At 55.2% G+C, this 14303-nt stretch carries 13 protein-coding genes; 6 read left to right on the top strand and 7 right to left on the bottom strand.

All coding sequences use genetic code 11. From position 1 onward, the window contains the following. Positions 1 to 2: 2 nt before the first annotated feature. From QQL78_RS21090 to QQL78_RS21075, 4 genes are all read left to right on the top strand, one after another. On the top strand, positions 3 to 713 hold the full coding sequence (locus QQL78_RS21090) for a DUF4123 domain-containing protein (protein ID WP_284376807.1): 711 nt from the start codon (positions 3 to 5) through the stop codon (positions 711 to 713). Positions 714 to 726: 13 nt separating this feature from the next. Further along, entirely contained in the window at positions 727 to 1029 is a 303-nt protein-coding gene (locus tag QQL78_RS21085; protein ID WP_284376805.1) for a PAAR domain-containing protein, read from the top strand. A gap of 111 nt (positions 1030 to 1140) precedes the next feature. Further along, a complete protein-coding gene (locus tag QQL78_RS21080; RefSeq protein ID WP_284376803.1) occupies positions 1141 to 1881 on the top strand; it encodes a helix-turn-helix domain-containing protein in 741 nt (246 codons plus the stop codon). A 69-nt stretch (positions 1882 to 1950) separates the two neighbouring features. After that, positions 1951 to 2331: a VOC family protein gene (locus tag QQL78_RS21075; RefSeq protein ID WP_284376802.1), complete on the top strand. Its 381-nt coding sequence runs from the start codon at positions 1951 to 1953 to the stop codon at positions 2329 to 2331. A 158-nt stretch (positions 2332 to 2489) separates the two neighbouring features. On the opposite strand, the gene QQL78_RS21070 is transcribed toward QQL78_RS21075, so the two are convergent. From QQL78_RS21070 to QQL78_RS21040, 7 genes are all read right to left on the bottom strand, one after another. Beyond that, positions 2490 to 4163: an amidohydrolase gene (locus QQL78_RS21070; protein WP_284376800.1), complete on the bottom strand. Its 1674-nt coding sequence runs from the start codon at positions 4161 to 4163 to the stop codon at positions 2490 to 2492. After that, positions 4156 to 5829, bottom strand: coding sequence for a dipeptide ABC transporter ATP-binding protein (locus QQL78_RS21065; RefSeq protein WP_284376798.1), 1674 nt, complete (start codon positions 5827 to 5829; stop codon positions 4156 to 4158). The genes QQL78_RS21070 and QQL78_RS21065 overlap by 8 nt, the downstream gene beginning before the upstream one ends. Next, a complete protein-coding gene (locus QQL78_RS21060) occupies positions 5826 to 6638 on the bottom strand; it encodes an ABC transporter permease (RefSeq protein ID WP_284376793.1) in 813 nt (270 codons plus the stop codon). Before QQL78_RS21060 ends, QQL78_RS21065 begins: the two co-directional genes overlap by 4 nt. A gap of 11 nt (positions 6639 to 6649) precedes the next feature. Then, on the bottom strand, positions 6650 to 7591 hold the full coding sequence (locus QQL78_RS21055) for an ABC transporter permease (protein ID WP_284376791.1): 942 nt from the start codon (positions 7589 to 7591) through the stop codon (positions 6650 to 6652). 83 nt (positions 7592 to 7674) lie between these two features. Further along, the gene (locus QQL78_RS21050) at positions 7675 to 9234 is read right to left on the bottom strand and encodes an ABC transporter substrate-binding protein (RefSeq protein ID WP_284376789.1); all 1560 of its coding nucleotides are present in this window, start codon (positions 9232 to 9234) and stop codon (positions 7675 to 7677) included. Between the two features lie 42 nt (positions 9235 to 9276). Continuing rightward, positions 9277 to 10392: a C45 family autoproteolytic acyltransferase/hydrolase gene (locus tag QQL78_RS21045; RefSeq protein WP_284376788.1), complete on the bottom strand. Its 1116-nt coding sequence runs from the start codon at positions 10390 to 10392 to the stop codon at positions 9277 to 9279. Beyond that, positions 10389 to 11249 carry an alpha/beta hydrolase gene (locus QQL78_RS21040; RefSeq protein ID WP_284376786.1) on the bottom strand — a complete coding sequence of 287 codons (861 nt, stop codon included), beginning with the start codon at positions 11247 to 11249 and terminating at the stop codon, positions 10389 to 10391. Before QQL78_RS21040 ends, QQL78_RS21045 begins: the two co-directional genes overlap by 4 nt. Before the next feature lie 45 nt (positions 11250 to 11294). On the opposite strand from QQL78_RS21040, the gene QQL78_RS21035 reads away from it, so the two are divergent. After that, complete coding sequence (locus tag QQL78_RS21035; RefSeq protein ID WP_348540775.1) at positions 11295 to 12269, top strand: GntR family transcriptional regulator; 975 nt, start codon at positions 11295 to 11297, stop codon at positions 12267 to 12269. 39 nt (positions 12270 to 12308) lie between these two features. Beyond that, positions 12309 to 14084 carry an amidohydrolase gene (locus QQL78_RS21030; RefSeq protein ID WP_284376784.1) on the top strand — a complete coding sequence of 592 codons (1776 nt, stop codon included), beginning with the start codon at positions 12309 to 12311 and terminating at the stop codon, positions 14082 to 14084. The last annotated feature ends 219 nt before the right edge of the window (positions 14085 to 14303 follow it).

Below are 14303 nucleotides of genomic sequence, written 5' to 3'. Positions count from 1 at the left end.
CCATGGATCTGCCTGAATTTATTTCCCCTCCCCCTGAAAAAGAAGCGGTAGAGCTGGCGCTGGATGCACTGATTTTCGAGCCGTTGGAAACTGATGAAGTCAAACGTGTAGAGGCCAAAGACGAAGAGACACCACCGCTTAAGGCCTATCTGCTACTGGATGCCTCGATCAATCCTGACATCCCGGTCTGCGCTGAAGCCTTTTCAGAGCCGGCGCGTTGTCTGTTTGACGGCGCGGCTTTTGAGGATCTTGGCGACGTCGGGCCATGGCTGGTGGAATTGCGGCGTTACGGCGATGCATGGGACTGGTTCGTCGAAGACGGCTATGGCCAGAACTGGGGGATCATCATCCACAGCCGCCTGCCACTGATGCGCCTGAAAACGCAGATGAAAAAATTCATCAAGATTGAGGATGAAGACGGCGAGACCTATTTCTTCAAATACTACCGTCCGCAGCATTTGAATACATATCTGCCCACCTTTGACGATAGCCAGCGGAGCAGTTTCCTGCGTGGGCTCGACGCGATCTTTGCCGAGACCCATGGCGATCCCAAATTTTTGCAGCGCCATAAACTCCGCCCCGACGGCACATTGCAAAGCCGCCATGTTGATCTGATTGAAACTGGCATGCCGCTGCGGATACAGCCCCCCTCTGAGGAGGATGTTGCCCAATTGCTGGCCAAAGCCGCACAAGATCCCGCAACCGCCGGTTAAAAGGAACCCCTTCATGAGTAGCAAACCCCTTGCCATCCTCGGTATGATGCATGTTTGTCCCAAGGTTGCACCGGGCCCGCGGCCGCATGTCGGCGGGCCGGTGATCAGCGCCGGTCAAAGCCACGTCAAGTTCAATGGCATCCCTTGGGCCGTCGAAGGCGGCGCGGCGCTTTGTACCGGTTTGCCGGGACCTGATAAGCATAAAAAAGGGTCATCGAAGGTCAAAATCAACGGCAAGGGTGTGATGCGCATTGGCGACAGCACCGGCCACGGCGGCAAGATTGTCACGGGGGTGCCGGTGATCAAAGTGTGCTGATCACGGCTGATAAGACGACGCTTTCACAAAACCCGCTGAACATCGTGTACATATCTGCGGCTATGTTCCAAATCGCGATCAGGACGCAGAGCGCAACCAAGCAGGGGCGACATGTATAATCCCAAGGGCAACGGCAAAGAAAAGACAGTGCGCGAAGTGCAATTTGTCGAGACCGAACCGCCGGTCCATCTGCAGGGTATCGTGCACCGGTTTCTGAAGCTGAACACCCATGGTCCCTTGCCCGAGGACTATCGTTTTCACGCCCTGCCGGATGCCTGCACCTATATCGTCTTTGACCAGTTGAACCGCAACATTGCCGGGGTTTCCCGTCTTCGGGCACAGTCGGAAGAATTCAATCTGGGCCAGATGTTTCATTTCATTAACATCCGATTCCTTCCCGGTGTCTGGCAGGGAAATCCCGACCAGATGATCCATGGCATTGTCGATGCACCCTATACTGGTGATCTGCCACTGTTGGAGGTTAATCAAAAACTGTCCAAACAAGGTTTCGCAGACAGTCAGACCCTGCTTTGCGAATTGGTCGAGATGCTGATTGCGCAAAAGCTGGTTGCACCCAACCCAATCACCGAAAAAATATTCCAGCATCTGGATGATGTAATGAGCGTTGCGGATATGGCAGAACTGGCAAACCTGTCACCACGTCAGTTACAACGCACCCTCAAGCGCACCACCGGGTTTGCGCCACATGATTTCCTTAAGATACTGAGGTTACAGCAATCTTTGAACGGCAGTGACACCTGGTCCTATGCGGATCAAAGCCATTTCATCCACTCATTTCGAAAAGCGACAGGATATACACCGGGAAAATATGCCCGCAAATTTGATGTCTGAAATCTACAATACAGGGGGAGGGCCCCTTGGTATTTGGGTGTCATAGCGACACTCAAAATGGAGATTGAGATGAGTAAGATGAACGCGGTGGCCTGGTTTGATATCTACGTGGACGATCTGGATCGGGCTGTAGATTTTTACGAAACTGTGCTTGGTCAAAAGCTGGAAGCGATGGGTGATCCAACTGGTGAAACCCAGATGATGAGCTTTCCTGCCGATATGGGTGCTTATGGGGCCGCAGGAGCCTTGACCAAATCGCCCCATGCTTCCCCAGGGGTGGGCGGCACCATCATCTATTTCGCAACCCAAGATTGTGCAATTGAACAAGCACGGGTCGAGGCGGCTGGCGGCAAGGTGATCCGGCCAAAGTTCTCGATCGGGGAATACGGTTGGGTTGCGCTTTGTCAGGATACCGAAGGCAATATGTTCGGCCTGAACTCAATGCAGTGACAGCCGAATGGAAACAAGTACATGGGCGGTCCAACAGACCGCCCATGTCGCATTCCGGGCCATCATGCACTCTCTGCAACGGCGAAATTCGCCTGAGACAGCACCTTGATCGGAAACCAGGTCGTATCAGCAGCCAGCAACACCGGTGCGTTTCCCTCTCAACCAAAATCTGCGTTTTGGCTGGTACGATCATAAATGATCCGCCCACCCAGAAGGGTTGTTCTGACCTTTGCCTGATTAAGCTGATTCAGCGGGGCGGCTTCGATGTCACGGTCCAGAATGACCACATCGCCCATCATCCCCGCGCTAAGCCGACCCTTGCGGCTTTCATTGAACTCTACCCAGGCGTTGTCACGTGTATAGGCCGCGAGCGCCTGTCGCAGTGTGAGGCGGTCATCAACCCAGGGTGCAGGAAGATCTTTCCCAACCACGGCGGCATGTATTGATGGCAGCACGTCAATTGGAACCACTGGCCAGTCGGTGTTGAGGATCACTTTGGCCCCGGCTTCCAGAAGTCGCCGCATTGGATAGTTCCACCCCAGTTCTTCCGCACGCAGAATACTGTCTTCAGCGTCCCCAAAATCAAAGTATCCCCCACCCGGCCCATGTGGCGGCTGGATCGACGCTACAACGCCAAGTTCGGCAAAGCGCGGCAGATCGCTGGGCAAAAGGACCTCGATGTGTTCGATGCGGTGGCGACTGTCGCGGGGACCATTGGCACGACGTGCGGCTTCATACCCGTTAAGCACGCGATGCACGGCACCATCGCCAATCGAATGCACCGCAATTTGCAAATCCATCGCGTCGGCCTTGGTGCAGACCTCGTCAAAAAACGGTTGCGAAAACAGCGGATCGGCAAGGGTGCCAGTGTCGGTATAGGGACGTGTCATTACTGCCGTGCGCGACTCGATAACACCGTCCATGAACATCTTGACCCGATTGCTCCAGACCATATCGCCGGAATATTGGCTGCGCATATCTGCGGCCTCGCTCAGCCGGTCGATACTGTCAAAATTCTTGAAATGCATGGGCACTTCGGTACGTGCCGTAAGGCGGCCTTCGGCCTCAAGGGCGGCAAGCAATTCAAGCTGATAGAAATTGCCGTCCATGTTATGCAGGCCGGTGATCCCTTTGGATGCAATCTGTTTAAGTGAAAGTTCAATAAGGGTCTTGTCTGCTTCGCGCTCGGCAGCGGAGGGTGCGGGCACGGGGTTACTACCGGTTTCATACCCGGCAAGCTCGCGTGCACCACTGGCAGTGAGGCGTAGGACCGGGCCAAAAGCACCAACCTCGTTAAGTACACCGGTCGCCTTGCCATCTTCACCCATGACCACTTCGCAGCCGTCAGGCACATCGGCCCCGTCAAGAATGCCAGCCGCTTCCAGCGCTTTGGTGTTGGCCCAGACTGTATGGTGCCCGGCATGCATCGCAGCGAATGGACGGTCGCGCAGGATATCGTCCATGTGATGCCGGTCGGGTTCCGCACCGTCCATGCAGCCGTGGCTCATCCCGATGGCAAAGATGATCTTGTCTTCCGGCTGTGCCTTGGAGCGGGCGCGCACTGCCTCGGCGATTTTGTCTTTGCTGCGAATCCCGAAGAGTTTGACCCAGGTGGCCTCGACCGCACCTTGAAATAGATGCACATGGCTGTCGATAAACCCTGGCAGAACGGTGGCACCTTCTGCGTCAATCACTTCGGCTCCGGCGAGGTGCGGGGCCATGTCGGCAGTTGATCCGACAGCTGTGATAAGTCCGTCCGTAATGGCCAGAGCTTGCTGGTCGGGGCCGTTGAAAGTAATGAGGCGGCCATTCTGGATGACAATATCAGCCAATTTTTTCTCCTTTGGATTGGGCGTCGGTATTTCGGTAAACCAGCTGGAACCGGCCATCGACTTCGCGCAGCTCGGGCAGGACCGAAAGAAGCCTGTGTGTGAAGGGATGTTCTGGTCCGTTGAAAACCTTATGCGCGGAACCCTGTTCAACGATTTTTCCGTCGACCATTATGATGACCCTGTCAGCGATGTCTTCGACCACGCCGATATCGTGGCTGATGAAGATGTAGGACAACCCATGTTGGGTTTTGAGCCGGTCAAGCAAGTGCAACACCTGTTCCTGTACCGTCACATCAAGTGCTGAAACGGGTTCATCCAGCACTATGATATCGGGCCGGGCGACAAGGGCACGCGCGATGGCAACACGCTGTCGTTGCCCCCCCGAGAGTTGATGAGGCAAACGGTGGTGTAGCTCAGCTTCCAAGCCGCAGTCCTCCAGCGCTTGGTGCGAGCGTCGCAGCTTGTCCTTGCGCGAGAGGTCCGGGCTATGGCGAAGGCTTTCAGCAACAAGTTCGAGGACACGCATACGTGGATCCAGCGCCCCGATAGGATCTTGGAAAACGATCTGGATGCCACGTGTTTTCTGTCGATGCTCCGTGCGTTTCAGCCCGGAGATCACTGTATCCCCAAGGCGGATTTCACCAGCATTCAAGGGCGTCAGCCCAAGGATCGTCCGTCCAAGGGTCGTCTTGCCGGAACCGGACGCGCCAATGATTGCAAGTGTTTCACCCCGGTGCAGATCAAAACTTACATGATCAAGCGCACGGGTAGCGGGCGCGGTTTGCCAAGGCAATTTGCCCCACGTGCGGAATTCGACAACCGCATCGCGCACCTTGAGCAAGATTTCGCGCTGGGTGTTGTTTTCTGGCTTTGCTGTCCCTTGCGGAACAGCAGCAAGCAACGCTTTGGTCTTGTCGTGTTGCGGATTGAAAAGCACCTCTTCAAAGCTGCCCTGTTCGATGACGCGGGCCTTGTCCATCACGGTCACCGTGTCGGCCCGATGCGCAACAAGTCCAAGGTCATGACTGATGAAAAGCACTGACACACCAAACTCGGCAGTGACCTCCTTCAGGATCTCCATCACATTAGCCTGAACAATCGTATCCAACGCGGTGGTGGGCTCATCAGCAATAAGCAGTCGCGGGCCAGGCAGAAGGGTAGAGGCAATCATGATCCGCTGGCGCATCCCGCCTGAGAATTCATGTGGATATTGATCAAGCGCCCGTTGTGGATTGGGAATGCCAACGCGATCAAGAAACTTTGCCGCCTTGTCACGTGCGGTGGCCTTGTCGGTACCGCTATGCAGACGCAAGGCTTCGGTCATCTGCTGTCCGATACGCAGCGCCGGATTGAGCGAACTCAGCGGGTCCTGAAAGATCATGCCGATCTGATTGCCCCGGATCTTACGCAGCGCGGCGGCGGGTAATCGGGCAATATCCTGCCCATCAAACTGAATTTCGCCCTGCGCCACGCGCCCACCCGGAGGCAACAGCCCCAGAACAGAGCGTGCGAGCATGGTTTTGCCAGAACCGGATTCGCCAACGATGGCATGAAACTCTCCCTGAGCAATCGAAAGGTTGACGGCTTCGACCACTGTTTGATTGCTGCGGCCAATTGCAACGGAGAGGTTTTTGATACGACAGACCGGTGTGCTTGTATTGTTCATCGTTCGCCCTCCATCCATGGGTCAAGCCAATCGCGCAATGCGTCGCCCAAAAGGTTGATGCCAAGAAGCGCAAGGAAAATGGCAAATCCGGGGAAGAGCACGAGCCAGGGCGCTTGACCCATCAGGCCACGCCCGTCCGCGAGCATGCCGCCCCAACTAGGGTAAGGGGCCTGAACGCCAAGCCCCAGAAAGCTGAGCGCACTTTCCGCGAGGATCGCAAAGGCCAAGGTAGATGTCCCCAACACCACGAGGGAAGACATGCAATTAGGCAGAATATGACGGAGAATGGTGAAGGTTTCGCTGTTACCCATCGCGCGACTTGCCTCAACGAACTCCTGCTCGCGCAAAGACAGGACAAGCGAGCGCACCACACGAATGAAAATGGTCGAGAAAGACACGCCCAGCGTGATGATCATCGGCAGGATGCCTGCACCGACGATGCTGATCAGTGCGAGGGCCAGTAAGAGCCCCGGAAAGGCCATCAAGGTATCCGTGAGAACACCAATAATTCGGTCGGTCCAGCCGCCAAAAAAACCCGCGATGGCCCCAAGCGTTCCGCCGATCAGAATAGCAACAATGACCGTGCCAAGTGCCGACATAAGGCTCACCGATGCACCGACCAGCACGCGTGAAAGCACATCACGGCCGAAATCATCGGTCCCGAAAGGGTGAAGCACTGTCGGCGGTGCCAGAAAGGCAGAATAATCAATATGCAGGGGATCAGCCGGCGGTGCCAGAAGGCCGACCAAGGCTGCGATAACAACAGCGAAAACGAGCAAAGCACCTATTAGCAGGTTGAACCTGAGCATCATCATGTCCTTCATAGTTTTACGCGTGGGTCGAACAGCGGGTAGAGAAGATCAGTGATCAAATTGACCAATACGTAAATAACAGCGACCACCAGCAGGATGCCCTGAACCATGGGATAATCACGGGAGGAAATTGCATCGATCGTGAGGCGACCCAGACCGGGCAGTGTGAACACCGTTTCGATCACGGCGGCCCCCCCAAGCAATGAGCCGATAATCATGCCGAGGATTGTCAGGGTCGGTGCGAAAGCATTGGGGAAGGCGTGCCGCGACAGCACCGCAGCCTCCGAAAGCCCTTTGGCGCGGGCGTGGGTGATATAATCGCGGCGCATGATTTCGATGGTAGAGGCACGCGCCATGCGCAGGACACCGCCCACTTCTCCCAGCACAAGCGCTGCTACGGGCATGATGAGATAGACTGCGCCACGTGAAAAGTCCTCAAACAGCGAGACATAGCCGACAGCAGGCAGCCACCCCAATTCGATCCCGAAAATTAGTATGAGGGTAAGACCAATCCAGAAGGACGGGACCGACATGGCAGCGATGGTCGAAACCACGATAATATTGTCGGTCAGCCGGTTTTGCCGCCAAGCGGCGATCATGCCGGCAGGCACCGCAATCAGCGTCGTGAACAGCACTGCGATAAGGATAACCTGTGCAGTAACAGCAAACCGGTCAAGGATGGTATCCAGAACCGGTGCTTGGTTCATGATGGACACGCCAAAATCGCCTTGGAAGATCTTGCCGATCCAAGCAAAGAATTGTTCTGGAATTGAGCGGTCGAGCCCGAGCTCGCGGCGGACCTCTTCAAGGCGTCCAATGTTCTGAATGTCACCAACCAGAACCGCAGCCGGGTCTCCGGGAACGAGCCTAATAAAGAAGAACACCAGAATTGTGACGAGGAACAATGTGGGTATGGCGGCGAGAATCCTGAAGGTGGTATATCTCAACATATGCCTGTGTTCTCTTGCTGGAAGTTAGGAGGGTCTGGCGGGCGATGGTCCGTCCCGCCAGACGTGGCGATTTTCAGATGTGGTTACTCGGTAAGCCAAGTCCCCCAGAGGCGCGGCTTGTTGCCGGGCCAGATTTCATATCCCTCCAGCGCGGAGTTCACAGCGGCTGAGTTGACCGAATTAAACAGATTGAGTGTTGGCGCTTCGGCGATCATCTTGCTGTGGATCGTGTCGAAAATCGCCTGACGTTTGGCGGGGTCAACCTCGGCAGCAGCTTTGAAAGTCATGCCGTAAATTTCCTTGTCATGCCATTGGTAGGCCGGGCTCTCTTCACGTGGACCGATAATCGACCAATAGTTCATGACCGGGTCGGTCCGGGCAGAATATCCAAAGGATGAGATCTGGAAATTGCCATTGAAGTAATTGTCCAGATGCGCGGGCCATTCGAGTACCTCAAGGTCGGCCTTGATTCCAGCCTCGCCCAACATTGCCTGAATGATCACAGCGGTCTGATAGAAAACATCATACCGGCGGCTTGTCTGGATCTTGAGCGGAGTTCCATCGTAATTTGCCGCCGCGAGCAGCTCCTTCACTTTATCCAGATCGCGCGTGTAACCGCCTTTCTGGACCTCCCCGTGATATACACTTTGGCTTGAGAATGGGGCCGCGTTATATCCTGACGCACCGCGTGTCACTGCCAGAGCAAGACCATTAAAATCGATGGCATGCGCAACAGCCAGACGCATGTTGCGGTCCTTCATCACCGGATCAGTGACGTTGAGCAAAAGCGCGCTCCACTCCAGACCCGGGCCTGACTGGACCTCGACGTTTTCAGCGGTTTTGAGCTCCGTCTCTTGTGTCGCGTTGATATCTGTCACGACATGCAATTCACCACTGCGCAGCCCGGCCATAGCCGTAGCAATCTCGGGGACAGTCAAAAACTCGACGCTATCGAGATAGGCGATACGCGCACCCGCAAAACCGGATTTCTCACCGGGGGCAGGGGAGTATTCAGGGTTTTTAGAAAGGGTGACGGACACGCCTTTTTTCCATTCACCAAGTTTGAACGGGCCAGTGCCGATGGGAGTGCTCCACGTGCCATCCGCACCGACACTGTCAGAATGTGCGATTGCCGTCATGCACTGAAAGTTCGCCATTTGAGCAAGGAACAATCCCGAAGGAATGTTCAGGCGGAACACCACTGTTTGCGGATCAGGCGTTTCAATCGCTTCAATCTTCAGCGCTTCGGAACCATCATACCAATAGGTACAGCCCCATCCGGTTTCCGGGTCCAGCCAGCGGTCCCAGCTCCATTTGACATCGGCACTGGTCAGGGGTGCACCGTTGTGGAAAGTGACACCTTCGCGCAGTTTGAAGGTGTAAGTCTTGCCTTCATCGCTGATTTCCCAGCTTTCAGCCAACATGGGCTGTACTTCGAGGTTATCATCATAGGCGACAAGGGCTTCGAAGATATGGTGCAGGATCATATCGGTGCCACTATCACGGGCGACGCCGGGCTGCGTTCCCAATATATCAGAGCCGATCACGACTTTTGCGGTACCGCCCATCTTGGGAGCATCAGCCAGAACTGCCGAGGCAGAAAGCCCCGCAACCAGAGCTGAGGCCAATCTTAGATGTTTCATGGTTTCGTTTCCTCTGTTGGTGAAGCCGGGGCTGCTCCGGCATTAGTTTTTTGTTGTCAGCCTGTAAGTCTCCGAATGGGTTTGGGCATAAGGGGTCGCCACAACGGTTATGCTGCGCTCTGTCACATCCATGACGATGCTGGCGACCGTCGCGCTTGATTCACCGCCAACGCCGGTGGTGGGGGGGCTGTTGACAGAGGCAGGCGAGCCAAAATCATCAGCCAGCGCGTCAAGCATGGACTGAACGGTAATCTGCCCATGTTCCTTGGACAGCGCATCACGCACCCGGTCGTCGCGATAAAGACTATCCGCAGAGATCCCGAGACCTGTGTCGAACACACGGGCGCGTCCGGCGGGGGAAATGAAGTGGTTGGCATGTACAAGCAGGCCGTTTTCCGGCTTGAGCCAGTAATATTCCCGCGGGGTGGTTTCCAGATCGATCCCGATACCGATCGCATCGGACAACATGATGTTGTTTGAGAAACTACGCGGCGCGTTCATCATTTTTTCTGCCGCCTCTGCCAACAGCCGCGACGATAGAACCTGACGACGGACAAAAGGCGAGGGCACACCGTTACGCGGGCGATTGCGGTCGGTATCATGGTCACAGTGCAGGAAATTCGCGGTAAGCGCGATGCCGTGCTCGTTTAGCCCACATCGGGCCAAAGTCCCCGCTTCGAACAGGTTCAGTGTAGCCGGGCCGTTGCTGGGATGGCGCTGAACGATCACGACGGAGTTCTTGCAATCATCGCGCCAGTCCCAGTTCTGACCGTGGATAAGATGGCCGTTCGCCGTTGCCCCCGGCAGGGCGATGGCCCCGGTACAACCGTCATCCAGCGTGCTCGGCGGTCTGGGCGCGCCATAGATGATATCCGTGCGCGCATTGACGACCATAACCTCCTCGGGCTTAACCCCCGCGCCCTTGGCGATGGCGCGCAGCTCTGTGGCCTGATCGGCATCGAAACCTTCGAGCTGGCTGATGAAGGCGGACGCACGGGCTAACGCCTCGTCCCAGGTGAGGCCAACCCGCTTGAACACGGGGCGGTAGATATTGAGGCTTTCATGAATGCGGTCCATCGCCTTCTTGCCGTAATCACGACCGATGGCCTCGGGATCACCCTCAACTTCGAAGTAAGGGAAGCTGACAGGCGCGTTCATGGCTTGACCTCAGCATTCAGGATGTCGGCAAAGAAACTCTGAACGGTAGGAACAATGCCATCCTGATCGTGATCCACACCATCAACGAGATCAAAGCGCACGGAACAGCCCGCTTTCTCCAGCGAGGTGGCGAGGCTGCGCAGGCGTTCAATGCGAGTGCGGCCCGTGTCGTTGATACCCGGCACCCAATACATCGTTTCATTCGGTGTAAGCGTGATTTCCCAAGTGTCGGTATCGGCAGAGCCGACAACACATTGCACCGGCACATGTGCAATACCATCTGGGTTGATTGGCCCACCCAGAAATTCGGCCATGCCTTTGAGACCAAGAGGATAATCTAGTGTCGCATCGCAGAGCGTCACAACGCCCGGCGCACCGATAGAGGCGCCAAGTAGCCGCTCGGGATGGGCATAAAGGAAGCGATGAGTGAAATGCCCGCCGCCCGAGAACCCGTGCAACAAGAACTTGCTTGATCTGAGCCGGTAGCGCGCGGCGACTTCGTCAACCATCGATAAGAGCGCCAGATCAAAGCGGATATCGCCCATTTTGAGCAATTTGTAGTTCTCGCTGTCACCGACGAAAAACAGGTTCCAGGGAAAGAGTGGTGCCAGAACGATGGCCTGATGCTGCTTGGCGAAATCCGAGAAGTTGTCGCGATAATGAGCCGGCCAACGCTCTGTACCGTGGCAAAGCACGATCAATGGATAGGTCTGGTCACCATCCGGGTCGTAGTCTGTCGGAACATAGAGGCAATAACTCAGCCGTGTGTCGCTTTGCAGTGCGAAAAAGGGGGTCGGGCCCTTGTCATAATATCCGATCCGATAGGGCGCGTCGTCGGGTCTTGCAGGGTCTGTCATCCGATTTCCTCAAGCTAATGTATTTTTTACTACAAAGTACGAAATATGTTGTCCATAACAAAAATGCACTTTGTAAGAAAAAACACACTTGAGAAAATTCAGGGTGTCCGCTATCCCCGTGCTATGACTTCTTTAACGTTACATGACGGGACGCCCTCCAGACTCCAAAGGGAAATTGCCGTGCAGGTTATTGATTTAGCACGGGAAAATGGATTGCGCATTGGTGCGCCGCTTAAGGAATCGGTGCTGGCGCAGGAGTTTTCGGTGTCGCGCACGCCGGTGCGTGCAGCTTTGCGTTACCTGACCGAAATCGGAGCCGTGAAGCATATTCCGCAGCGCGGTTACTTTCTTGATCAGGAGGTCACAGCGCTTCCTGAAATCGAGGTGGATGCGGCGGAAACAACTGTACGCAGCGTGTATAATCAGATCGTCGACGCATATTTCAGCGGAGAATTGTCTGATCGGGTGAGCGTCGCCGAGTTGATGCGCCGTTTCGATATTGATCGCCAGCCCCTACAGGAAGCTTTGTCGCGCTTGTCTGCAGAAGGTTTTATGCGACCCAACCCAGGTTATGGTTGGGTTTTTGTACCACTCAAGAAGTCTCGCGAGGCCGATACGGAAGACATGCACCGTTTTCGCTTGGTCCTTGAGCCTGCCTTGTTGCTGGAACCCGCTTTTGAGGCCGATTCTGGACAGATTGCGATGATGCGGGCCAAACAGGTGGCCCTTATTGAAAAACTGGGAACGGATTTCGACGTGGCCGAAGTTTTCGAAGCCAATGAGGAGTTGCATGTCAATCTCACCTCCTATTGTGGCAGCAGATACTTCATCAATGCGCTGGATTTTCCGACCCCGTCAGGCCGTCTGGACGAATACAGGCACTATCAGGATCGCGAGCGTATTCGGCAGGCCTGCGAGGAACATATTGCCATATTAGACGCCGTTTCGGCTGGAGAGATGCAGCGGGCGTCCAACCTTATGCGTGAGCATATTCTGTCTGCCCAGCCGAAAAACGATTGACGCGAAAAGCGCAAACTGGGCCCCAATGGAAAAGTCGAGATGACCAGAACCAAACGAATGGCGAGTACTTCGCTGCAAACAAGCTTGGCCGAAAACCCCGCTGAATTGCCGAACACACGTGAGATTGATCCTGAAAACACTACTGGCTTTGCCGACCTGGTGATCACCGGGGCCAGGATTTTCACGCTTGAACCAGCGACACCATGGGCAAGTGCTATCGCCTTAAAAGGGGAGAAGATCGTTTATGTCGGTGATGATGACGGGGCCACCGCTCTGATCGGCGCAGATACGCGTCACATATTGCTTTCGTCGGACGTGATCCTGCCGGCATTTATCGATTCCCACACACATCCTGTCACGGCCACGCAGACCGGGCCGATACTCGAACTTCCACCAGGGGCAGCACCACACGAAATTATCGAAGCGGTGGCGAACTACGCGAAGGCGCATCCAGAGCTCTCTTGTATCAAGGGTCGTGCGTGGGACATTGATGCTTTTGGTCTTGAGGGGCCGAATAAGGAACTTCTGGATCAGGCCGTATCTGACCGACCGGTTTTGCTCCTCGATTCCTCAGGTCACAGCCAGTGGTTGAATTCGAAAGCCCTTGAGCAGATGAACGTCAGCGCAGCAACGCCTGACCCAGTGCCCAACGTGTCTGTCTTCGTGCGAGATAGTGACGGCAGTCCAACAGGGTGGGCAAAGGAAGCCGCGCTGTGGTTTCACACAGAACAATTGGATATTCCTACCAAGCTGGATGGTGAAAACCTCCTTGGGTTTCTGACCTATCTACGGGCACTTGGAGTGACCTCAGTCTATGACGCGGGAATTGAACTGCTGGATGTGGCGATCCGAAACGACGAAGCCTATGAGATCCTGTCTCGGTTCGACCGAGAAGGGCGGCTGCCAATACGTTACTTTGGCAGTCTTGTCGTCCACAGCCCGGTCCAACTGGCCGGTGCCGTCGATGAATTTAAGCGACTTCGGGAAAGATACAGTGGCCATCGACTGAAGTTCAATTCGGTGAAACTGTTTTTGGACGGTGTGAGCGAAATTGGAACGGCGCGACTTCTGGCACCCTATGAAGGGCAGCCTGACAACTACGGGCTTACGACCATCAGTCGTGAAGAACTCGATGGTTTGCTTGCTGAATTGCATGCAGAACAGATCGATTTCCATGTCCATACCATTGGCGATGGCGCTGTCCGGCTTGTTCTTGATGCCGTTGAGGCGCTGCGCGAACGTGTGGGTGAGCCGGCAACTCAGATCACGATGGCCCATGTCGAACTCGTTGATCCTGCGGATATGCACCGGTTCAAGTCGTTGGGAATTTACGTCAACCATACACCACATTGGAACGGTGGATATTTTCGCGGGCAGGAACGTACACTTGGCCCGGAAAGAGCCAAACGTACCAATCAACTTGCGAGCCTTATCGCAACGGGTGCAGTGGTTGCCTTGTCCAGCGACATTACCGAAGGCCCTGAGTGGGAAACCGACCGTGCCAATCCTTACTTAGGTATCCATATCGGACATAATAGACGCGAACCCGGCACCGCCCTTGACGCCGCGGCTTTCCCCCCAGTGGATGAAAAGGCAGATCTTGTCGATCTTCTCGCCGGGTACACAATCAACGGTGCCATGCAGCTTCGTGTCGATGATGACCTAGGGTCGCTGACGGTGGGCAAGATCGCTGATTTTCAAATTCTCGACAAAGACATCTTTGAAGTACCAGCTGATGAGATTTACAAAGTTTACCCCAAAGCCGTCTTTATGGATGGCCAGCTTGTAGCGGGATCTTTGGCAGGTGCGGAATGAAAATCGGGGCGATAGGGCGTTGTTGCAGCGATTGGCTCACAGCTAAGATAAGCGTGGTTTAAGCGGATGATGTCTAAACCGACTTCAAAGTAGCGCGCGCCCCCACAGCAAGTTTGTAAATGCCATTCAGAAATGTCACTGGTTGCGCAAAGCAGGGATGTCACCACGAGCGCTGACGGTAGCAAGGCTTGGCAGCCCGGAGACGTCAAATATCGCAGG

This window comes from Sulfitobacter pacificus, assembly GCF_030159975.1.
GTDB lineage: Bacteria > Pseudomonadota > Alphaproteobacteria > Rhodobacterales > Rhodobacteraceae > Sulfitobacter > Sulfitobacter pacificus.
Note: the sequence above shows the minus strand (reverse complement) of the source record. Positions and strands in the feature narration are given on the sequence as shown.

What these genes read in the sequence shown, in the direction of transcription:
- QQL78_RS21080 (WP_284376803.1), top strand. Translation starts at nt 1,141, where the DNA reads ATGTATAATCCCAAGGGCAACGGCAAAGAAAAGACAGTGCGCGAAGTG.
- QQL78_RS21050 (WP_284376789.1), bottom strand. Translation starts at nt 9,234, where the DNA reads ATGAAACATCTAAGATTGGCCTCAGCTCTGGTTGCGGGGCTTTCTGCC.
- QQL78_RS21035 (WP_348540775.1), top strand. Translation starts at nt 11,295, where the DNA reads ATGTTGTCCATAACAAAAATGCACTTTGTAAGAAAAAACACACTTGAG.
- QQL78_RS21030 (WP_284376784.1), top strand. Translation starts at nt 12,309, where the DNA reads ATGACCAGAACCAAACGAATGGCGAGTACTTCGCTGCAAACAAGCTTG.
- QQL78_RS21055 (WP_284376791.1), bottom strand. Translation starts at nt 7,591, where the DNA reads ATGTTGAGATATACCACCTTCAGGATTCTCGCCGCCATACCCACATTG.
- QQL78_RS21090 (WP_284376807.1), top strand. Translation starts at nt 3, where the DNA reads ATGGATCTGCCTGAATTTATTTCCCCTCCCCCTGAAAAAGAAGCGGTA.
- QQL78_RS21040 (WP_284376786.1), bottom strand. Translation starts at nt 11,249, where the DNA reads ATGACAGACCCTGCAAGACCCGACGACGCGCCCTATCGGATCGGATAT.
- QQL78_RS21085 (WP_284376805.1), top strand. Translation starts at nt 727, where the DNA reads ATGAGTAGCAAACCCCTTGCCATCCTCGGTATGATGCATGTTTGTCCC.
- QQL78_RS21045 (WP_284376788.1), bottom strand. Translation starts at nt 10,392, where the DNA reads ATGAACGCGCCTGTCAGCTTCCCTTACTTCGAAGTTGAGGGTGATCCC.
- QQL78_RS21065 (WP_284376798.1), bottom strand. Translation starts at nt 5,829, where the DNA reads ATGAACAATACAAGCACACCGGTCTGTCGTATCAAAAACCTCTCCGTT.
- QQL78_RS21060 (WP_284376793.1), bottom strand. Translation starts at nt 6,638, where the DNA reads ATGCTCAGGTTCAACCTGCTAATAGGTGCTTTGCTCGTTTTCGCTGTT.
- QQL78_RS21075 (WP_284376802.1), top strand. Translation starts at nt 1,951, where the DNA reads ATGAGTAAGATGAACGCGGTGGCCTGGTTTGATATCTACGTGGACGAT.